Below are 19,330 nucleotides of genomic sequence, written 5' to 3' on the forward strand. Positions count from 1 at the left end.
GGGGAAAGAGCAAAGAACATTTAAAGACGAATTAGAAATAAATCCGGGAAAATACGTTAGATTCCCTAATCAGTTTGAAGTGAGTGATTACGATATCATGGAAAGCTTTATTCTATGGGGATAATGAATACAGGCAAATATCCATTAATTGGTGTGAAGAAAATGAGCTGGAATATGTTGTGAAAAAGGTGGTCTCCTGATTGCAATAAAAACGGCTCATATAATCTATGATAGAGTCGTTTTTATTACACGTATTCAAATAATAAAATAAGCAATAATAGAAAGAAAAACAGATGTAACAGTCACTGCCAGCAACGGTTTTAAAGCCTTTGACCGCAAGTCTTTCAGGTTGACATTCAATCCAAGCCCGACCATAGCTGCTGTCAATATCCATGTGGTTGCTGCGGAGATTCCTTCCATCATATTTTCAGATATAGGGATGGTGTGTCCAAGCACATAGCTGCCAATAAGGCTCATCAGGATAAAACCAAGCAGAAACCATGGAAAATCAACCTTATTTTGTGTTTGAGAACCGCTTGTTTTGATTTTCATTATATAAATAAGAATAAAACAAAGAGGAATAAGTAAAAATACACGTCCTAATTTAGCAAGTAATGCAATGGCTAATGCATCTTCTCCAGCCGGTTCTGCTGCAATAGCAACATGAGCAAGCTCATGCAGGCTGATTCCCGACCAAATTCCATAATCCAAAGCGGTTAATGGTAAGACAGGACGCAATAATGAATATCCAAGTGCGAAGACAGTGCCCATCATTGCAATAATCCCGACGCTGATGGCAGTATCTTCATCCTTTGTCTTCATAATTGGTGCTGCAGCTGCAATGGCGGCAGCACCGCAAACTCCTGTCCCGATTCCGAGCAGAAGCGAAATATTTTTATCTGCTTTGCATACCTTGCCAAGCCAGATCATCACACTGATTGCAAACAGAATAATAAACGCATCACGTACAAGGAGTCCGAGCCCATCATGCAATATGGTATCGATGTTTAGTTTTAATCCATACAAAATGATAGCGAAGCGGAGCAGATTTTTAGATGAAAACGTAATTCCAGAACGCAGCGCTTCCGGATAACCAAAAAATTGTCTGTAAATGATGGCGATAATGATAGCACAAGCGAGCTGCCCAGCATGGTTAAAGCCAGGAACTTTTGCTAAGAAGAACCCGAGCAAGGCAATAAAAAAGGTAAATACAATACCGCCAATCCAGTTTTTTGCAGAATTTAAGCGCTGTCGTTTTATTCGATGTGATGCTTGTGAAGTCATAAAAGCACCTCCTTCTTATAGCATAGCCAACATAAATGAATAAGGAAAATAATTTATTATAATAAATAGGATAAGTAAATTGTTATAATAGAAATGAGAGGAAAGAGGGTGAAGGGATGGATAAGCATTTGCAAATATTTATAACCGTTGCAGAAAAGCAGAGTTTTTCCAAAGCGGCGGAGGAGCATTACATGACCCAGCCGGCGGTCAGTCAATATATTCGTACATTGGAGGAGAGTGCAGGCATACGGTTATTGGAACGCAGCAACAAATATGTTCGTTTAAATAAAGCTGGAGAAATTGTTTATCATTACGGGAAGGAAATACTGGGCTTATATACAACCATGCAGCATTTAGTGGATGATTTGATGAATAGAGCGAATGGACCCTTGGCCATTGGAGCAAGCTACACTTTTGGGGAATATGTTTTACCAAGGATTATTGCTGACCTGCTGGAAATACATCCGGATATCGAACCAGCTGTGACGATTGGGAATACAGCTGAAATAGCGGATTTGGTTGCAATGCATCAGCTGGATGTAGGAATAATAGAAGGAGAATTTAACAGGAAGGACATGATGATTGAGGAATTAGCAGAAGATGAAATGGTTATCGTTGCTTCGACAGAAAATAAGCTGTTCCATCAAAAAGCGAAAATAGAGCTAAGTGACTTAGCAAATGAAACATGGGTTGTGCGCGAACATGGTTCAGGTACGAGAGCGGCGACGGAAAACTTTTTTCAAAAGGCGGATATTCAGCCTGTCCGATTGATGCAATTTAGCAGTACCCAATCAATCAAAGAATCCGTTGCGTCTGGATTAGGTATTACACTGCTTTCGAAATGGGCGATTCAAAAAGAAATAAAATATGGTGATTTGAAGATAGTGCCTATGGAAGGTTTTCCTTTTACACGTGCGTTTTCCATTATTACGAAATCGCCATTCCAAACAAAAACCTTGGAGATTTTTATAGAGCGGTTGCGAAGCAGTAAACTGCTGCGGATATTTTAGTTTCTTGCGGATATATTTAAATCGATTCATTCAACTAAATATTCAATGAGAGATACAAAACCTCCCGTTGATTAACGCTGCATATTAAGGAGTCATACTGACAAAAGTATGGCTCTTTTTAAATAAATTATTCACTTATGAATACTCCCGCGACTTCATTTCTAAAGAAATTTGAAGTGTGGGTTTCTGGGGTGTCGACTTTCAAGATGACGATTAACCGCCAGTGGAGTTGACACATCGGTGTGCTAAAAACACCCAACCCCGCTAGCCTATTGGTCCTGCCTCCTGAGATTACGTTTCAGCCTATATGAGGTTCACACGTTTGTGTGTCCTGGCTGCCATGTTTGGCTTGAACATTTTACGTGGCAAAGCAACGATTCTCGCCACAACCTGCTATGTTCCGTTTTCAAAGAGCGTCTTTCAAGAACATTATACCATGCAAACTTATGTTCGTAAATACAAAAAAGCAATTCACCTCCCATCTACTCATTGGGGTTCACCCTGCATATTCCAACGTACAAATGTTTTCGATGGGACGAGTAATCGCAGTCCCAGGATGTACTAGTGCAGGCGTTGCAACAACTCTTTTCGATGGGGTGAGTAATCGCAACCCCAGGACGTTGCGACGTTAGCCTGCCTTGAGGTTGGGGATCCTCTCGTCTAATTATGATAGAACTGAGTAGTTGACAAAAAACCAATTGGTCAATTATAATATGTCAGTGACTTAATAGTACTAATTTGACTTAGTGGTCATATGGATGAAAGAAAGCTAACGGTAATATAATCTAGTTGATTTTAGGAAACAGGGATATCAGAAAGCAAAAAGTGGAAGAGATGTATTTTAAAAAGGGGATAAATAATGGATAAAAAAGAAGAAATTATGCAATCCGCAATTCATCTTTTTTCTAAAAAAGGATATGCTGCTACATCGGTTCAGGAAATTGCTAATGACTGCAGAATTTCCAAAGGGACATTATATAATTTTTTTGATTCAAAAGAAGATTTATTGATACAGGTAATCCGTCACAATCACCGGAAAATGCTGGAGCAGGCTGAAAATCTCAATCTGGATGCCTCCCTGCTTCCAAAAGAAAAGCTGATTCAAAAGGTGGTTGTACAGTTTGACGGGATTCGTGAAAATAAAGATTACTTGAGTATGTTACTGACTGCATTGCCTCCACATGACAATCCGAAAATTTCTTTGCTTATGAAACGAATCCGAATCACGATGATGAATTGGTATAAGGATTGCTTTATGGAGGCTTATGGAAGCCAAGTAGAGCCGTACATCTGGGACCTGGCACTGATGTTTCAGGGGACATTAAAAGAGTATACTACCTTGATTTTTCGAGATCACAAGGAGCTTGATTTTGAAGATGTTGCCCGTTTTGTTGTGGAGCGGTTTGATACGATTGTGCAGCATACAACAGAGGCAGAACCTGTGTTGACACCTTTGGAAATGAAAGAATACGAGGCTTTTCAAGCAGACCTGGAACCGAAATCTCCAGAACAGCAAATCAATCAGCTTTTGGAAGAACTGGAGAAGAAAATAAAGAAATCGGCGCTGTATGATGAGGAAAAAGAAGAGTATGCTGCAGCCGTACAATCTTTACAAGCAGAAATCCATGAAAATAAACCCAGAACGTTTTTGGTTAAATCATTACTTTTGTTTTTAGCTGAGATAGAAGAATGTCAGCCGCTTGTGCACCGGATAGAAGTATTTTTAAAAACATTGCAGACCGTGTAGCCGTTTTTAAAAACGAAGTAGATAAGAAGAAAGGATTGGAATGTGATTTTTTTAACATTCTTTTTCTTTTGTGATGCGGAATAAGTGAAGCTGTATCTTCCAGATCAATGACTGGAATTAGTTGAAAAAAGAATTGTAAAAGAAATAGGAGATGAGAAAGTATTATGGCTGAATCAACAATGAACAATATAAAAAAGGGGCCCATTCTTGCTGTTATCATTTTGGGCGCATTTGTATCGCTCTTGAATCAGACATTGATGAATGTAGCATTGCCTTCAATAATGGAGGATTTAGATATTGTAGAAAGTACAGCACAATGGATTACGACAGGGTTTATGCTGGTTAATGGGGTGCTTATTCCGATTACGGCATTTTTAATGGAGAAATTTTCAACAAGACAGCTGTTTTTAACAGCAATTAGCTTATTTGCGCTGGGAACATTAATTTGCGGGATTGCACCAGATTTCCCTATATTGATGGCGGGACGTATTATTCAGGCAGTCGGCGCAGGGATTATAATGCCGCTATTAACAACCGTGGTTCTGGCACTGTTTCCGGTTGAAAAACGCGGAGGAGCGATGGGGATTATTGGTATTGCGATTATCTTCGCGCCAGCGGTCGGTCCGACGTTATCCGGCTTTGTAGTAGAACATTACTCATGGAGATTACTATTCTATATCATTTTCCCAATTGCTGTTTTAACAATTATTCTTGGAGCTATTTTCTTGAAAAATGTTACAAAACAGACCTTCCCGGATATTGATGTGATAGCAGTTATTCTATCTACCCTTGGGTTTGGCGGTATTTTATACGGCTTCAGTACAGCGGGTACAAACGGATGGACAGATGCAACAGTAATCACAGGATTAGTTGTCGGCTTTGTTGGATTAATTTTATTTGTGTTACGTGAATTAAAGGCAGATGTCCCTATGTTGGATTTCCGAGTGTTCAAGGACCGTATTTTTTCTCTGACCACGGTGATTAATATAGCAATTACGGTAGCTATGTTTGCTCCAATGCTGCTGATTCCGCTATATTTACAAAATGTCTTAGGTGTCAGCCCGATGAACTCCGGTTTGATGTTGATGCCGGGAGCGGTAGTAATGGGGATTATGTCGCCGATCACTGGTAAGGTGTTTGATCGAATTGGTGCACGTCCGCTTGCTGTTTTCGGTTTAGCGATAACTGTCGTAACAACCTATTTATTTACACAGCTTACCGATACAACAAGCTATTCGTACCTGATTGTCATTTACACCATTCGTATGTTCGGCATGTCTATGATTATGATGCCTATTATGACGGCTGGATTAAATCAGCTGCCACAAAGGCTTCATCCGCATGGCACGGCTATGGTTAACACAGTCCGTTCTGTAGCAGGAGCCATAGGTACGGCATTTTTAGTAACAGTTATGACGAACCAGGCTAAAAACAGTATAGAAGGTATTATTGCAGATAACCATTTTAATCCTGCAAACCAGCAGGATATGCTGCATGCAGCTAACCTTGCGCAAGTTCAGGGAATCAATGATGCCTTTATGGTATCTACGGTATTTGCAGTTATCGGGTTGATTTTATCATTCTTTATTAAACGCGGCAGAACAACGCAGGAGGAAAATCCAGAGTTGCAACAGGATAATCTTGTACAGGAAAAAATGTTTCTTAATATAAAAGAATTTTCGTCATAAAAAAATGGATAAGATAATTATCCAATCCATTTTAGAAGCTATATGTATTTTTTGTTTTTCCTGCATAAAGGGTTACAAAAATACTTGTAATACTTAAAATCGTTCCGATGATTGCTGTAATCGTAACGGCCGCACCCGTCGATGCAAAAAAGCTTCCCAAAATAAGCCCGGTAAAAGAAATGGCAATCAAGGCTTGATAAATTGCTGAAATAGTTCTTACCACCACATGATGGAAGAATGATAAAAGAAGGGGCGGTAAAAATAACACGACGACCATCCCTATGGAAATAAATAAACCGCCAAGATCATCATAGGAAATGGTATTGGGACCTGTCGGCTGCCGCGCAGCTAATAAAATACAGACGATTGCACTCAATAATGTCAGAGCAATCATCAAAATCTTTTTAGACATGGTAAAACTCCTTTCTCTGTTTTAATATAACATATTTTTTAAAAATTCGATGGTTCAGCCTCGGTTGATTTTTAGTTAAATAATGGAAAATCTTAGCAGAGAAAATAATTATTAAAACGCATTGCCCAGCAGGACTGCTATAAACCTTTATCCAGAAAAAATGTAAAAATCTTTCACCAAAAGGGATAAAAATGTAATGCAAAGGAAAGGTATCTATATATTCATTCAAATGATGACATATTAGGAGGAGATAAAAAATGGATCAGAACCTTTCTTACGGAGCGGATTATAAATATATTCCGGCCACGTCTGTGAACAGCGGTGCAGGTACAGAAGTTTTGTCAGACATCTATTGTCATACTATCCAAATTGTTAATATTTGTTTCGTGCAAGATCCAGAAACAAAAAGCTTTGTGTTGATTGACGCGGGTATGCCGAAATCAGCGGATAAAATTATGGCTGTGACAGAGGAACGCTTCGGCAAGAACAGCAGGCCAAAAGCAATTATTTTAACACATGGTCATTTTGATCATGTAGGGGGACTGGTTAATTTAGTGAAGCATTGGAATGTCCCTGTCTACGCCCATAAGCTGGAGCTTCCATTCCTGACTGGAAAAAAGAGTTATCCCGAGCCGGATCCGAGTGTGGAGGGCGGGCTGGTTGCTAAAGCTTCTTCCATGTTTCCTAATGAGCCCATTGACATTGGAAGCAGTATAGCGGAGCTTCCGGCTGATGAAAGTGTGCCGGAGATGCCTGGCTGGAAATGGATACACACCCCAGGACACTCTCCGGGACATATTTCCTTATATAGAGAATCCGATCGAATACTGATTGCTGGAGATGCTTTTATTACTGTGAAACAGGATTCCTTATATAAAGTAATGGTACAGGACAGAGAAATACACGGACCGCCGAGATATTTTACAACAGATTGGGAAGCAGCAAAGAAATCGGTTCAAACGCTGGAAGCCTTAAAACCAGCAATAGCAATAACGGGGCACGGAGAACCGATGTACGAGGAGGAACTGTCTGAAGGACTGAAGAAATTAGTAAAAACATTTGATCAGACAGCTGTTCCTGATTTCGGGAGATATGTGGACGATGAACAGTAATAGCGCAGAGGGCTAATTAGAGAATGAAATACGGTTATTAAAAAAAGGTTGCTGGATTATATAATTCAGCAATCTTTTTATATGATCACGCCATCTTTCTGGCTGAACAAAAAGCAGTATAGCTCGAATTTGAAAATATACAACAGTGTCGTTATAATAAAATAAACGACACTGTTGTATATTTTAATGATTGTAACCGAGGTGATTCGATGCCTAAAGTAAGTGAGGCTTATAAGGAAGAAAAGATAAGGAACTTGGTTCAAGCTGCGAAAAAGGTCTTTATCAAGAAAGGTTATGTGCAAACATCGATGCAGGATATCATGGATGAAGCAGGTATATCAAGGGGAGCAATGTACCGTTATTTTAATAATCTGGAGCATGTTTTTTTGGAAGTGTTGAGAGAAGACGACCAAAAAGATGTGGCGTTTTTTGAAGTCTCAAATGACGAACAGATTTGGCCGCAGATTCAGCGATGGCTGGAAATGCAGCAGCAGGTTATTGAAAATATCAATCAGTCTTTGCTTCAGGCAAAAGCCGAATTCTTTTTAACCTCGCAACAGCATAAAGATGATTTTTCTTATGTATCCCAGCGTTACGATGAAATAACAGAAGCGATAGAAGAAGTACTGATGCTTGGCGAACAAAAGAAAGAATTTCAGCTGCAGCAGTCACCAGAGCGAATTTCCAGATATATGATTTCTTTTTTGAATGGACTGATGCTCGATACTTTTCAGCTGGGGATGAAACAAACAAAAGTACAGGAACAATTATCCATTCTGTGCTTTACTTTGGAAAAATTACTATATAAGGAGTGATTGCATGTTATTTGAATCTGCAAGGCTTAGATTGAGAAAGATGACCAAAGAGGATACAGAGCTTTATCATAAATGGAGAAATGATGTAGAGGTCATGCATTCAACCAGTCCTGCTTTAGATGTATATCCAATAAAAGCTACCGAGGATTTTGTAGAGTATGCTATTTTAAAATCGGACACGTCAAAAGGGTATATGATGGTTGATAAGCAAAAGGATACGGCTATTGGGATTGTCTCTCTCATTCACATGGATCATAAAAACCGGAACGCAGAATGTATTATTGATATTGGTGAGAAAGCATATTGGGGAAAGGGCTACGGGGCAGAAGGGATGGAATTGCTGCTTGATTATGCTTTTCTTGAACTGAATCTGCACCGGATATCCTTACGGGTGTTTTCCTTTAATCAGCGGGCAATTCATCTATATAAGAAGCTTGGTTTTGAATTGGAAGGGAAAAGCAGAGAGGCTCTATTTCGGGACGGGAAGTGGTACGATATGATTCATATGGGAATTTTGCAAAGAGAGTATTTTGAGAGAAAAAAGATAGTGTAGCCGTTCGTTAAAAAATCAGGAGCGAGAAACTGGAAGTCTGCTCCTGGTTTTTAATTGTTTTTATAATTGAGGCGGCTGCTCAACTGGCTGGTAGATAGAAGCTATCGTCTGAATAGCATAATCCGGTGCGGCCATTAATGGGTAATAGCCTTTTTTTGTCATATACTGCCAAACCTCGTAAGCATGGTGATTGCTGTTCAAAAAGGCATGTTCCAAAAACGTTCTTAAATCCGGGTTAGCGCATTCTACAGAAGCATTACCATAATTTTTTGCAGAACTCTTCTGATTAAGCAGATAAGCTGTAGCAATTTCACGGTCGGTATGCTGCTGTACTTCTGTTCGCGGCGTTGCAGCAGGAAATTCTGAAATGGGAGCCTGCGTGTAGGATGCTAACATCGGATTTATTTGAGCAGGCTGAAATTTTGTAATATCCGGTGTTGTTTCGCTTTGAACAAATTCTACTTTTAGATTATAGTCTTGTACATGTAACGGGAAGTGCCTTTGTAATAATTCCTTCAATTCAGGGTCTTGGGCTTGATTAATAAAGCCTGCCATGCAAGATATTGTATTATAACACCCTGCAATCAGCTCGCTTAGCTCATGTAATTCATGAGAGGCTAACTTCATGGGAATCACTCCTTATTATTTTCCTATTTCTCTTATGCTTTGCCGTTAGACTTAATTTATACTTTCAGGCGTTGACGGGAAAAACTTGCAAAAATGATAAGGCCGAAATAGTTTTTTATTTGTTTTTGTCTTTTTTAGCATAAAATTCTTCACTTACTTCTGTTTGCAAGCTATCCGAATTAATGTGGTTCTCCTCTCCATCTACATGATCAAACACAAAATTACGCAAATATCGATGATAAAAAAGTTCACTTATTGTAATTAGAAAAGCAGCTATTAATGCCGCTCCATCCACAGAAAGTGCATTGTCATACAGTAAAGCGCCAATTCCCCAGATGCCGATATAAGCAAGTGCAAAATCACCTACTGCAGCTGCTATGCTCCCTATTCTGGGAAGAATCAGCATATCACCTGCAAATGCAACGGCAGTTAAAATCAAACTGGTTATCATCAAGCTGCTGAAAGAAATTTGAAAAAGCAAACCTAAAGTGACCCATAATATTCCTGTTGTCAGAACTAATTTAATGAAGAATGCTAAAACGTATTTCATCTAATCACCTTCCTTTCCATTTTTATTATCAGAGTCTCATTCATCAGAAAAAATCTCCTGCTCAATGAAGTTCGCCTTTATTAATAACTGTATTTTGCTCTCTAATCCTAGTGTTTATGCAGTAACTCGGTATATTTCATAACAAGTACAGCTTATTTGTCTCAGTCAAAGTGTTTCTTTTATTGTGATTCAGTTGGTTTAGAATTCGCTCGAACGTGGTATATTAAACCAATTCATTTTGTACGCTGTCATTTTTGGCGGAATTTTCTTAACTTTGATGCGTCATTTTTTGATTTTTTAGTACCCCTTCTTTTACAATTATCGACTTGCTGATTATCGGAATATTAATTTTGTTGGAATTGAAAACTATAGACCGGCAGACTCCTGCTATATAACGGTTTTGATTATGTGAATGATTCGATATCGGTTTTCGTGCGTGTGCTTTCATCAAGGTCATCTTATGGTCAGTGCATCAACTGGATAAATTCTCCTGTATTACTTTTTTCTGCGAATAAAGTGTAAGAAGGGATTTGAAAAACGACAATGCTATAAAAATTGATATAATAGATTAGAAAGTCTTGAAAAATAGCAGGAGTAATCGACATAAATTTTATAAAATTACAATACATTACATTTGAAAGTCAGTTTAGTCACGCAGATTACAAATAGAATAAAAAAAAGGATTTTTCCTAGTAACACTTATTTTTTTTGTTAAAATGTCTAACGTGTTGTCAAAGTGTGTCTAAACATGACAGCTGATGATTGCGAAATGAAATTCTGCGATTTTCATGATTTGATGAATGATAAAGGAAGGGTATAGTTATGTTATTGATTCCAATTGTGCTCGTTATTGTACTGGTTATCGGTATCATGGAGTGGAATTCGCATAAAAAGCATGTGAATGCTTTGCCGATTCGGGTGAATGTGAATGGAATCCGTGGGAAATCAACAGTAACGCGGCTGATTACAGGTATTATTAAAGAAGCGGGGTATAAGACCATCGGGAAAACGACTGGTACTTCAGCAAGGATGATTTACTGGAATACGCCGGAGGAAGAGCCTATTGTCCGACGTCCTGAGGGTCCGAATATCCGTGAACAGAAAATCGTTGTGAAAAAAGCAGCCGATTTGGGCGCCGAGGCGTTGGTAAGTGAGTGTATGGCGGTTAACCCGGATTATCAAATTGTTTTTCAGGAGAAGCTGCTCCAAGCGAATATTGGTGTAATTGTTAATGTGCTGGAAGACCATATGGACGTGATGGGACCGACATTAGATGAGATTGCCGAAGCCTTTACAGCGACGATTCCGCATAATGGGCATTTAATTATCTCTGAAGGTCCTTATGTAGAGTATTTTAAACAAGAAGCAGCGAAAAGAAACACGAAAGTGATTGTGGCCGATAACAGCAAAATTCCGGATGCATATTTACGCAAATTCGATTATATGATTTTCCCGGAAAATGCTTCGCTCGCTTTAGCAGTTGCGGAAGCATTGGATATTGATGAAGAAACAGCATTTCGCGGAATGCTTAAGGCGCAGCCGGATCCGGGCGCGATGTGGATTAAGCAGGTGAGCCATGAAGGTTCCGAAACTTATTTCGTTAACGGTTTTGCGGCCAATGACTCTGTTTCTACCATTAACATTTGGAAGAATGTAGCGTCATTAGGGTATCCGGCGAAGAACCCGATTATCGTAATGAACTGCCGGGCAGACCGTGTGGACCGGACCATTCAATTTGTGGATGATGTATTGCCGCACCTGCCGATGCATGTGCTTGTATTGATTGGGGAGAAGGCCGACCCGATTAAGAATGCTGTGAAATCTGGCAAACTGGAAGTTAATCAAGTAATGGATCTTCAAGGGAAATCAACGGATGAAATCTATGAAACATTAATCGAGATATCTTCAGATAATATGATTTATGGAATAGGGAATATCCACGGTGCTGCCGAACCATTAGTTGAAAAATTCCATGCCGGCACAGAAACAGAGAAATAGGAGGATCATAGAATGTTTGGCTCAGATTTATATATTGCACTCGTGCTTGGAGTTATTCTAAGCTTACTTTTTTCAGAGAAAACCGGCATTGTCCCGGCTGGACTGGTTGTGCCTGGATATTTAGCACTGGTTTTTGACCAGCCTATCTTTATTGCCGTTATTTTTGGTATCAGTCTTTTAACATATGTTATTGTGACATACGGACTTTCACGCATTGTCCTGCTCTATGGACGCAGAAAATTTGCTGCTATGTTATCCGTAGGGATTGTGTTGAAGCTGCTCCTCGATTATACCTATCCGGTGCTCCCGTTTGAAATATTGGAGTTTAGAGGGATTGGGGTTATTGTACCCGGTCTTATCGCCAATACCATTCAAAAACAAGGAGCCATTATTACTATCGGGAGTTCGCTTCTATTAGGTGGACTTACTTTTGTTATTTTAAGCGTTTATTACATCATATAGGAAGGGTTAATATGTCTAAAAAATTAACATATCAAGAAAAAATATTACGGATGGGGAAACGTCATAAAAAATCTGCCGGTAAACATGTAGCCATCGGTTTAGCTATTGTTGTTGTCTTCATTATCGGACATAAAATCTTCTTTTCACCAGATGTAGCACAGGTTGACAGCAGAGATGATTCAGAGCTGACAGCTACTTTTGTCGGTGACATCATGTTTGGCCGTCACGTGGAAGATGTGACAGAGAGATACGGAGTAACCTATCCATTTGAAAAAGTGAAGCCTTTCTTTGACAATGCGGATTATGTGTCTGGTAATTTTGAGAATCCGATTTTATTGCAAGATGAAGATAATTATGAGCAAATAGATAAACGAATTCATCTACATACGGGTGAAGAGGCAGCTCAAGCTTTAGCAGAAATGAATTTTACCATGCTCAATCTGGCTAATAACCATATGATGGATTATGGCGCAGAAGGACTGACTGATACGATTTCGGCACTTGATAGTGCAGGTTTAGCCCATGTTGGTGCCGGGGAAAATGTAGAAGAAGCAACTGCTGTTGATTATCAGGACGTGAATGGAATAAGAATTGCAACACTTGGTTATACAGATGCGCTTGTAGAGGGCTTCTCAGCGCTCGGTTACCGGGCAGGCGTAGCCCGTTCGTTGCCGGATAATATTTTCCCAATGATTGAAGAAGCGAAGCAGGAAGCAGACCTTGTTTTTGTGAACATGCATTGGGGGGTTGAATATGATAATCAGCCGCACCCGAGACAGACCGAGTTAGCAAGGGCAATGATTGATGCCGGCGCAGATGCTATTATTGGACATCACTCGCACGTGTTATCAGAAGTGGAAAAATATAAAGATGGTGTTATTTTTTACGGGCTGGGCAACTTTGTTTTTGACCAGGGCTGGTCCAGGACAAAGGATAGTGCGATTGTACAGTATGATCTATTAAGCGACGGGACAGGCAGGTTTGAGATTACGCCGCTGCGTATAGATGGAGCACAGCCTTATGTAACAGAAAACAAATACAATCAAATGAAAATTCATATGCAATTAATGAATAATCAGCCGGAAGAGAATTTTGAAAAAGAAGATGGGAAGCTGATTCTGGAAGTGGATCATTCTGATGTTTTAGAAGGAAGGAGTTCTGATAATGGGCAATAAAAAACTTATGATTATACTGGGAGTTATTGTCGTAGCAGGGCTGGTATTTGTTTATGCTCAGCAAGGAATGTTTGAATCGGATACGACAACGACTGATTATGGTGTCGAACAATCGGAGACAATCAATTCGTCAGAAGGATATGGTGTGAGCGCTTCGCATCCATTAGCAGTAGAAGCAGGGAATAAAGTATTGGAAGAAGGCGGGAACGCAGCAGATGCGGCAGTAGTCGTTTCCTACGTGCTTGGCGTTGTAGAGCCCTATGGTTCAGGCATCGGCGGCGGCGGAGAGATGCTGGTCTACCCGCATGATGCAGAGGAGCCTACCGTTTATGAGTACCGTGAAACGGCACCAGAATCAGGTGCAGAACCGGAAACCTTTGCTATTCCAGGTTTAGTAAGGGGAATGGAGGATCTCAATAAGGATTTAGGTACGTTGGACATGCAGGACTTGATCCAGCCGGCAATTGACTATGCGGAGGAAGGATTTCAAGTTGACGGCCATTTGGTAGACAGGCTTAGTAAAGGCTCTTACCGGATGAATGTTCCAGAGCTGGAACAATTTTTCCCGGATAATGACATATTAGAAGCAGGCGATACATTGGTACAGCCTGAATTAGCGGAAACATTACAGCAAATTCAGGAAGGCGGAGCAGATGCTTTTTATAATGGACCAATTGCAGATCAAATCTTAGAACATGAGGAAACATTAACAGCAGAAGATTTAAGCAGTTATACTGCAGAAACAACCGAAGCTGCGCATGGCACCTTTGCCGGATATGATGTATATTCTGCGCCGCCTCCGTTAGCAGGGGTTACATTGATTCAGTCTCTGCAAATGGCAGAGCAGTTAAATATCGGGTCGACGGAGAATAATCAAAGAGATTATATGCATCTGATTGGAGAAATTTCCAAACGGTCCTATGATGACCGTGTTGAAAATGTGGGGGACAGATTCTTTACGGACGCCATGTCTGCTGATGAACTGACATCACCTGAGCATACACAGCAGATGGCCGACACGATTTCACTCGATGAATTATCCGAGGACTATGAAGTGAATGATTCGGTATCCGATGAAGAAGACCACGATAATACGACACATTTTGTCATTGTCGATCGAGATGGTACAATGGTATCAGCAACGCATACCTTAGGGAATTTCTTTGGCTCCGGTGACGATGTAGGCGGGTTTTTCATGAATAATCAAATGGAAAACTTCAGTCAAAGGGATGAATCATTAAATAGTATTGAGCCAGGAAAAACACCAAGAAGCTTCACGAGTCCAACCATTTTGACAAATGGTGACCGGATGATTGGTATTGGCTCGCCAGGCGGTAAAAGGATACCGATGGTAATGACACAAGTGCTCGTAAAATATTTGATGTTTGATGAAACACTTGAAGATGCCGTCGAGGATGATAGATTCTATATTGAAGATAATGATATTTTCACAGAAGGCGAGTTAGATACCGATATTCAATCAGGTCTGAGGGCCCGAGGCTATGAAATCTACAATCAAACGGAACACGATTTTTATGGAGGAATTCAGGCACTTGTTATCGATGATGAATCTAATTCTATTTATGGTGTGGCAGATAACCGGAGAAACGGTATAGTGCAAGTCAATGATTAATCTAACAGGAGGAAGGAAAAGTGAAGAAAATAATAACTGGCATTACGCCAATTTTGCTGCTTGTTCTTGCTTTAACATTCATGACCAATTACAAACAATGGGACGACCTGTCTGACACAGAACGATATCAAATTCGAAATTATGTTGCGGATGCTGAAGCGGCAGATTCCGAGTCTGCTGATGCTCCGGAAGAAGAACAGGCTGAAAATAACGTTGCCAACGCAAATAATGACGAAAATGATGAAGAGCAAAATGAAGAAGAACAAGATGATGAGCAAAATGAAGATAACAATACGGACACTTCTGAAGCTGAGGAATAAAATGATAGAAAAAGAGGTTCATATATTGAACCTCTTTTTTATATGCGCAATGAGTAATTCATCATATTCGTTTTATGTATTTTAAAAGTGAGGTTTATTCGGGCAATCAGAAGGTGGGTGTTAATAAATTATATCTTTTTTTCTTTAAAAGGATATTCAGAGAGTGTTAACTTATATTTACCATCAGAAAGCAGTTTTTCGCCTTTTCGGAAAGAATAAATATAAAAGGAAATGTATAGATATACATTTATTGTGTTTTATAGTATGATAGAAAATATTTTCTTTTTGGGAGGAACGAATGATATGGCATTATTTTTTACATATGTGATAGCAGGACTTGCTATTGCAATGCCAGTGGGAGCGATTACCGTTGAAATGATAAAGCAGGGGCTTAAAAATGGGTTTATGCATGGCTGGGCTGTGGGGTTAGGCGGAATGACAATCGATTTTGTTTTGATTGCTGCGCTTTATTTAGGTTTAGCATCTATTCTGCAATTACCTTTTATACAAATCCCTATGTGGCTGATTGGCGCAGTCTTTTTATTTCTGATTGGTTATGAATCGATTAAAAATGCTGATAATGATATTACATTGGCAGGGGAAAAACCGGCTAAATCCATACGCTCCTCCGAAATGGATTCCTTGTGGCTATTTCGCCAGGAAACGTTGTATTTTGGCTGAGTGTTTTTGGAGCTGTTTTAAGTAACACATATAATCCAGAGCAGCCATCCAATTTCTTACTTATTGCTGCTGGGATTTTAACAGGAATTTTACTGCATGATATCGGTTTGCTGGCGATTGTAGCTACAACGCGGAAAGTAATGAACCGGGCAATGATCAAAGGATTTTCTATTATTGCCGGTATCGTACTAATTGGTTTTTCCGGGTATTTTGTTTATGAATTTTTTAAGGTTATAACCGATAGGATTTAAGTCAGCGGCTGACCTAATTAAACTATATAGATAGCGGAATTATTGTACTTAAAGCTGAATTGCATCGTAAAGAAAGTCATTTTTGATTCACAGGCTTTCTTTTTTTAAGAATAGGAAAGTATATAAAAATGCTGAATATAGCCGCTCCAACGGGGTTCATGGGGGTGAGTAAAAATATATTCCACTTTCCATGGACCCCGAGATCATCTCCTTTAAAGAAGACTTGCCGACAGGCGCAGACAGAAGCATAGTCGCACTTATGCCCCGAGGGTATAAAAAGAAGTACGCTTTTTTCTGCGGGGTCTTCCCCCTGGGATAGCGATTACTCGCCCATCAAAACCGTCTCTAAAATTAGCTTCAATTTTTTGTAAGAAATCAAATGATACATATTTCTTCTTAGATGGAAGCGGAGGGAAGTCGACTCCTGCGGGAAAAGCAACAGGTGAAGATCCCGCAGAAAGGGCTTTTCTTTCGAGGAGGCTAAGCCGTTGCCCACGGAAAGCCACTTCCCGGAGCGGACATCTCTTCGGCGAGAACACAGATGTTTTAAAGACCAAGCAGTATTCTCGGTTTTTCTTAGGATTTCAAAATTACAGGTCTGCCAATTGTATAAAAACGCTTATAACAATAGTTATCTTATGACATTGCATGTGGCTTGCAGATTAATCCTTTGAATCAAGTATTATCCAGACAGTCAGATACGAGAGAAACCCTATAATAAGACTGCCTCCCAGCATGCCGATAACCATGGTTTGAAAGGTTTTGATATCTGTAACGAACAAACCGACTCCGAAGCACAGAAAAAGAAGAACAATCCATAAGGAGATCAGCATTTTAAAGGTAATCAGACTGGCTTTTTTGGAGATTAACTCCTCCCGTTCATCTTGCGTGCTGAATTCTCCTTTTCGAGTGCTATAGCCTTCATTATGCTTTTTCTTCCCGTACCAAAATCGGGCAATGCCAAAAATAACTAGCCAGCCTAAAAATAAAAACCAAAAAATGCCGAATTCAAAGGAAAAAGAAAAAGGGCCTTTATTTACAGTAGCAGTTAGAACCGTTTGTATCATTCCCAAGGTCAGGAGCAATATCATAATGATATTCCCCGTTTGTTCAAATATAATTTTCTTCATAGCAGGATCACTCCTCATCTAAATAAAAAATAACGTTAATATCTGTTTCCAGTACTTTTGCTATCTGTAATGCCAACAATAAAGAAGGCGTATAATTGCCCTTTTCCAAAGAAACAATCGTTTTTCTGGATACATTGACCTTATTTGCCAACGCTTCCTGTGTCATCTTTTTTTGCTTTCTAAATGTCTGCACCTTATTGATAACGATCATGCCATCTCTCTTCTCTTTAGTGATGTGAAGTTGACTTCTCATTTTATGTTATCAAAAGAAAAATGAGAAGTCAACTTCACATTTTTAATGTGTCTTTATTGCAATAAAACAGCTTATTTGTTCGTGCTGATATAGTTTTACTTTATGTATCGATTTTCTATCTTTTAAGAGGGAGTTCAAAATTCTAGCAAATGACAGGATGCTTGATCTTCTTGCCTCGTATAGAGTACTTTTTTTATAAACATTTTAATTGCAAGGTTAGACAAAACGAAGATGATTTGATATTGTCATAAAAGTGACAATCAAATAGGTGTACGACTGCAAAAAATAATGTATATTGGTACTGTATTTAAATTTTTGTTACAAAGTTACTTTTTGTAATTTCAGGCTGAGCAAAATGACATTTTTATGTTATATTTACCTAGATAGGAGAGATGTTTATATGAAAAAATCGCCATTAAAAGTAATCGTAACGATAACATTAATTGTTGTTGCGCTGTTGGTGTTACTGGTTGTGCTCGTAAACCGGGACTCAGAATCTTTTGGAAGGGAATTTGATGAAGCACCTTCCACAGAAGGACAGCCAATCTATGGAGACTCAGACGCTCCAGTAACTGTCGTCGAATTTGGAGATTATAAATGCCCTGGGTGTAAAGCATGGGACGAAACTATTTTTCCACAATTGGAAGCGGACTATATAGATAATGGAGACGTGCAATTTTCATATGTCAATATATTGTTCCATGGAGAAGAGTCACGATTAGCTTCATTAGCTGCAGAAGCTGTCTATGTGCAGAACCCTGATGCGTATTGGGATTTCCATCATGCTCTGTTTGATGACCAGCCAGAAAATCAGCAAGCCACATGGGTAACCAACGATAAAATAGAGGAAATTGCTGATGGGGTTGAGGGAATTGATACGGAAGCATTAATGGAAGATATTGAAGAGGCGTTGGCGGAGGATGTAGAAAATAATCCACTTATGGATGAACTTGTAATAGATGATAATTTAAGAAATCAGTATGAAGTGGAATCAACGCCGACGATTATGGTTAATAATGTTAAGATAGAGGATGACGATACGTTTGATTACGAGGTTATCCAAGCAGCTATTGACGAAGCGTTAGGTGAATAAGATGAATAAACTGGATATGAGACAGCTTTATATGTATTTTTCCTGGGTCGTTTCTTTAGTAGCCACCTTAGGAAGTCTTTATTTTAGTGAAATAAAAGGGTTTATACCGTGTGAATTATGCTGGTATCAGCGGATTGCAATGTATCCTTTGGCATTTATCCTTGGAGTAGCTACGTTCAAGCAGGAATTTACAATCAAAAAGTATGTACTGCCCATTGCCATTATCGGCTGGTGTATTTCGCTGTATCATTATCTTCAGCAAAAAGTACCGGGGTTTGCCCCGTTAAAGCCATGTGTTGGCGGTGTGCCTTGTAATGCAGAATATATTAATTGGTTCGGTTTTATGACGATACCATTTTTAGCTTTCACTGCTTTCACTCTAATTATTATTTTTATGCTGCTTATGAAATCGAATAAAAAGTAAGAAACAGCCGCCGGAAAATTTTTCGGCGGCTGTTTTATGTGAAAAAGCGCAATATCATACAAGAAAATACAGAGATGATTTGTTAGTTTAGAAGAAGGTAAAGAGGTGCAAG

Annotated in this window: 19 protein-coding genes and 1 pseudogene; 14 read left to right on the forward strand and 6 right to left on the reverse strand. The window is 39.4% G+C overall.

Annotated elements, in window-relative coordinates; translation table 11 throughout:
* Positions 1-255: 255 nt before the first annotated feature.
* Positions 256-1,284, reverse strand: coding sequence for a YeiH family protein (locus tag ACW0TQ_RS09385; RefSeq protein ID WP_042532856.1), 1,029 nt, complete (start codon positions 1,282-1,284; stop codon positions 256-258).
* Positions 1,285-1,400: 116 nt separating this feature from the next.
* Between ACW0TQ_RS09385 and ACW0TQ_RS09390 the strand changes: the two genes are divergently transcribed.
* The 3 genes from ACW0TQ_RS09390 (at position 1,401) to ACW0TQ_RS09400 (ending at position 5,729) form a co-directional block, all read left to right on the forward strand.
* Positions 1,401-2,294 carry a LysR family transcriptional regulator gene (locus ACW0TQ_RS09390; protein WP_042532858.1) on the forward strand — a complete coding sequence of 298 codons (894 nt, stop codon included), beginning with the start codon at positions 1,401-1,403 and terminating at the stop codon, positions 2,292-2,294.
* Positions 2,295-3,153: 859 nt separating this feature from the next.
* Positions 3,154-4,041 (forward strand): TetR/AcrR family transcriptional regulator, encoded by an 888-nt coding sequence (locus ACW0TQ_RS09395; protein WP_455725602.1) that lies wholly within the window; start codon positions 3,154-3,156, stop codon positions 4,039-4,041.
* A 164-nt stretch (positions 4,042-4,205) separates the two neighbouring features.
* Complete coding sequence (locus tag ACW0TQ_RS09400; RefSeq protein ID WP_455725603.1) at positions 4,206-5,729, forward strand: DHA2 family efflux MFS transporter permease subunit; 1,524 nt, start codon at positions 4,206-4,208, stop codon at positions 5,727-5,729.
* Positions 5,730-5,760: 31 nt separating this feature from the next.
* On the opposite strand, the gene ACW0TQ_RS09405 is transcribed toward ACW0TQ_RS09400, so the two are convergent.
* Positions 5,761-6,141, reverse strand: coding sequence for a hypothetical protein (locus ACW0TQ_RS09405; RefSeq protein ID WP_042532863.1), 381 nt, complete (start codon positions 6,139-6,141; stop codon positions 5,761-5,763).
* Positions 6,142-6,398: 257 nt separating this feature from the next.
* Between ACW0TQ_RS09405 and ACW0TQ_RS09410 the strand changes: the two genes are divergently transcribed.
* The 3 genes from ACW0TQ_RS09410 to ACW0TQ_RS09420 all read left to right on the forward strand — a co-directional run bounded on the left by ACW0TQ_RS09410 (position 6,399) and on the right by ACW0TQ_RS09420 (position 8,621).
* Positions 6,399-7,253, forward strand: a complete 855-nt coding sequence (locus ACW0TQ_RS09410) for an MBL fold metallo-hydrolase (protein WP_042532864.1) — start codon at positions 6,399-6,401, stop codon at positions 7,251-7,253.
* A 209-nt stretch (positions 7,254-7,462) separates the two neighbouring features.
* Positions 7,463-8,068, forward strand: a complete 606-nt coding sequence (locus ACW0TQ_RS09415; protein ID WP_042532866.1) for a TetR/AcrR family transcriptional regulator — start codon at positions 7,463-7,465, stop codon at positions 8,066-8,068.
* 4 nt (positions 8,069-8,072) lie between these two features.
* A complete protein-coding gene (locus tag ACW0TQ_RS09420) occupies positions 8,073-8,621 on the forward strand; it encodes a GNAT family N-acetyltransferase (RefSeq protein WP_042532867.1) in 549 nt (182 codons plus the stop codon).
* Between the two features lie 60 nt (positions 8,622-8,681).
* Here the strand turns inward: ACW0TQ_RS09420 and ACW0TQ_RS09425 are convergent, their stop codons facing one another.
* Both ACW0TQ_RS09425 and ACW0TQ_RS09430 read right to left on the reverse strand, forming a co-directional pair.
* Positions 8,682-9,248 (reverse strand): spore coat protein, encoded by a 567-nt coding sequence (locus ACW0TQ_RS09425; protein ID WP_193064992.1) that lies wholly within the window; start codon positions 9,246-9,248, stop codon positions 8,682-8,684.
* Positions 9,249-9,363: 115 nt separating this feature from the next.
* On the reverse strand, positions 9,364-9,798 hold the full coding sequence (locus ACW0TQ_RS09430; RefSeq protein WP_042532871.1) for a YndM family protein: 435 nt from the start codon (positions 9,796-9,798) through the stop codon (positions 9,364-9,366).
* Positions 9,799-10,620: 822 nt separating this feature from the next.
* On the opposite strand from ACW0TQ_RS09430, the gene pgsB reads away from it, so the two are divergent.
* From pgsB to ACW0TQ_RS09460, 6 genes and pseudogenes are all read left to right on the forward strand, one after another.
* The gene (gene pgsB, locus ACW0TQ_RS09435) at positions 10,621-11,796 is read left to right on the forward strand and encodes a poly-gamma-glutamate synthase PgsB (protein ID WP_193064991.1); all 1,176 of its coding nucleotides are present in this window, start codon (positions 10,621-10,623) and stop codon (positions 11,794-11,796) included.
* 12 nt (positions 11,797-11,808) lie between these two features.
* Entirely contained in the window at positions 11,809-12,258 is a 450-nt protein-coding gene (gene pgsC / locus ACW0TQ_RS09440) for a poly-gamma-glutamate biosynthesis protein PgsC (RefSeq protein WP_042532875.1), read from the forward strand.
* Between the two features lie 11 nt (positions 12,259-12,269).
* The gene (locus ACW0TQ_RS09445) at positions 12,270-13,433 is read left to right on the forward strand and encodes a CapA family protein (RefSeq protein WP_042532877.1); all 1,164 of its coding nucleotides are present in this window, start codon (positions 12,270-12,272) and stop codon (positions 13,431-13,433) included.
* The gene (locus tag ACW0TQ_RS09450) at positions 13,423-15,066 is read left to right on the forward strand and encodes a gamma-glutamyltransferase family protein (RefSeq protein ID WP_455725604.1); all 1,644 of its coding nucleotides are present in this window, start codon (positions 13,423-13,425) and stop codon (positions 15,064-15,066) included. Before ACW0TQ_RS09445 ends, ACW0TQ_RS09450 begins: the two co-directional genes overlap by 11 nt.
* 20 nt (positions 15,067-15,086) lie before the next feature.
* The gene (locus ACW0TQ_RS09455; protein ID WP_042532880.1) at positions 15,087-15,386 is read left to right on the forward strand and encodes a hypothetical protein; all 300 of its coding nucleotides are present in this window, start codon (positions 15,087-15,089) and stop codon (positions 15,384-15,386) included.
* Positions 15,387-15,689: 303 nt separating this feature from the next.
* Positions 15,690-16,318 (forward strand): annotated as a pseudogene (locus ACW0TQ_RS09460) (LysE family translocator).
* 662 nt (positions 16,319-16,980) lie between these two features.
* On the opposite strand, the gene ACW0TQ_RS09465 reads toward ACW0TQ_RS09460, so the two are convergent.
* Positions 16,981-17,448: a DUF2178 domain-containing protein gene (locus tag ACW0TQ_RS09465; protein WP_052485013.1), complete on the reverse strand. Its 468-nt coding sequence runs from the start codon at positions 17,446-17,448 to the stop codon at positions 16,981-16,983.
* 7 nt (positions 17,449-17,455) lie between these two features.
* Positions 17,456-17,659, reverse strand: a complete 204-nt coding sequence (locus ACW0TQ_RS09470) for a helix-turn-helix transcriptional regulator (RefSeq protein WP_042532882.1) — start codon at positions 17,657-17,659, stop codon at positions 17,456-17,458.
* Between the two features lie 442 nt (positions 17,660-18,101).
* On the opposite strand from ACW0TQ_RS09470, the gene ACW0TQ_RS09475 reads away from it, so the two are divergent.
* A complete protein-coding gene (locus tag ACW0TQ_RS09475; RefSeq protein WP_042532884.1) occupies positions 18,102-18,794 on the forward strand; it encodes a thioredoxin domain-containing protein in 693 nt (230 codons plus the stop codon).
* A 1-nt stretch (position 18,795) separates the two neighbouring features.
* On the forward strand, positions 18,796-19,218 hold the full coding sequence (locus tag ACW0TQ_RS09480) for a disulfide oxidoreductase (RefSeq protein WP_042532886.1): 423 nt from the start codon (positions 18,796-18,798) through the stop codon (positions 19,216-19,218).
* Positions 19,219-19,330: the final 112 nt, after the last annotated feature.

It is taken from the genome of Oceanobacillus sp. M60, assembly GCF_053839645.1.

What these genes read in the sequence shown, in the direction of transcription:
- ACW0TQ_RS09385 (WP_042532856.1), bottom strand. Translation starts at nt 1,284, where the DNA reads ATGACTTCACAAGCATCACATCGAATAAAACGACAGCGCTTAAATTCT.
- ACW0TQ_RS09390 (WP_042532858.1), top strand. Translation starts at nt 1,401, where the DNA reads ATGGATAAGCATTTGCAAATATTTATAACCGTTGCAGAAAAGCAGAGT.
- ACW0TQ_RS09395 (WP_455725602.1), top strand. Translation starts at nt 3,154, where the DNA reads ATGGATAAAAAAGAAGAAATTATGCAATCCGCAATTCATCTTTTTTCT.
- ACW0TQ_RS09400 (WP_455725603.1), top strand. Translation starts at nt 4,206, where the DNA reads ATGGCTGAATCAACAATGAACAATATAAAAAAGGGGCCCATTCTTGCT.
- ACW0TQ_RS09405 (WP_042532863.1), bottom strand. Translation starts at nt 6,141, where the DNA reads ATGTCTAAAAAGATTTTGATGATTGCTCTGACATTATTGAGTGCAATC.
- ACW0TQ_RS09410 (WP_042532864.1), top strand. Translation starts at nt 6,399, where the DNA reads ATGGATCAGAACCTTTCTTACGGAGCGGATTATAAATATATTCCGGCC.
- ACW0TQ_RS09415 (WP_042532866.1), top strand. Translation starts at nt 7,463, where the DNA reads ATGCCTAAAGTAAGTGAGGCTTATAAGGAAGAAAAGATAAGGAACTTG.
- ACW0TQ_RS09420 (WP_042532867.1), top strand. Translation starts at nt 8,073, where the DNA reads ATGTTATTTGAATCTGCAAGGCTTAGATTGAGAAAGATGACCAAAGAG.
- ACW0TQ_RS09425 (WP_193064992.1), bottom strand. Translation starts at nt 9,248, where the DNA reads ATGAAGTTAGCCTCTCATGAATTACATGAGCTAAGCGAGCTGATTGCA.
- ACW0TQ_RS09430 (WP_042532871.1), bottom strand. Translation starts at nt 9,798, where the DNA reads ATGAAATACGTTTTAGCATTCTTCATTAAATTAGTTCTGACAACAGGA.
- pgsB (WP_193064991.1), top strand. Translation starts at nt 10,621, where the DNA reads ATGTTATTGATTCCAATTGTGCTCGTTATTGTACTGGTTATCGGTATC.
- pgsC (WP_042532875.1), top strand. Translation starts at nt 11,809, where the DNA reads ATGTTTGGCTCAGATTTATATATTGCACTCGTGCTTGGAGTTATTCTA.
- ACW0TQ_RS09445 (WP_042532877.1), top strand. Translation starts at nt 12,270, where the DNA reads ATGTCTAAAAAATTAACATATCAAGAAAAAATATTACGGATGGGGAAA.
- ACW0TQ_RS09450 (WP_455725604.1), top strand. Translation starts at nt 13,423, where the DNA reads ATGGGCAATAAAAAACTTATGATTATACTGGGAGTTATTGTCGTAGCA.
- ACW0TQ_RS09465 (WP_052485013.1), bottom strand. Translation starts at nt 17,448, where the DNA reads ATGAAGAAAATTATATTTGAACAAACGGGGAATATCATTATGATATTG.
- ACW0TQ_RS09470 (WP_042532882.1), bottom strand. Translation starts at nt 17,659, where the DNA reads ATGATCGTTATCAATAAGGTGCAGACATTTAGAAAGCAAAAAAAGATG.
- ACW0TQ_RS09475 (WP_042532884.1), top strand. Translation starts at nt 18,102, where the DNA reads ATGAAAAAATCGCCATTAAAAGTAATCGTAACGATAACATTAATTGTT.
- ACW0TQ_RS09480 (WP_042532886.1), top strand. Translation starts at nt 18,796, where the DNA reads ATGAATAAACTGGATATGAGACAGCTTTATATGTATTTTTCCTGGGTC.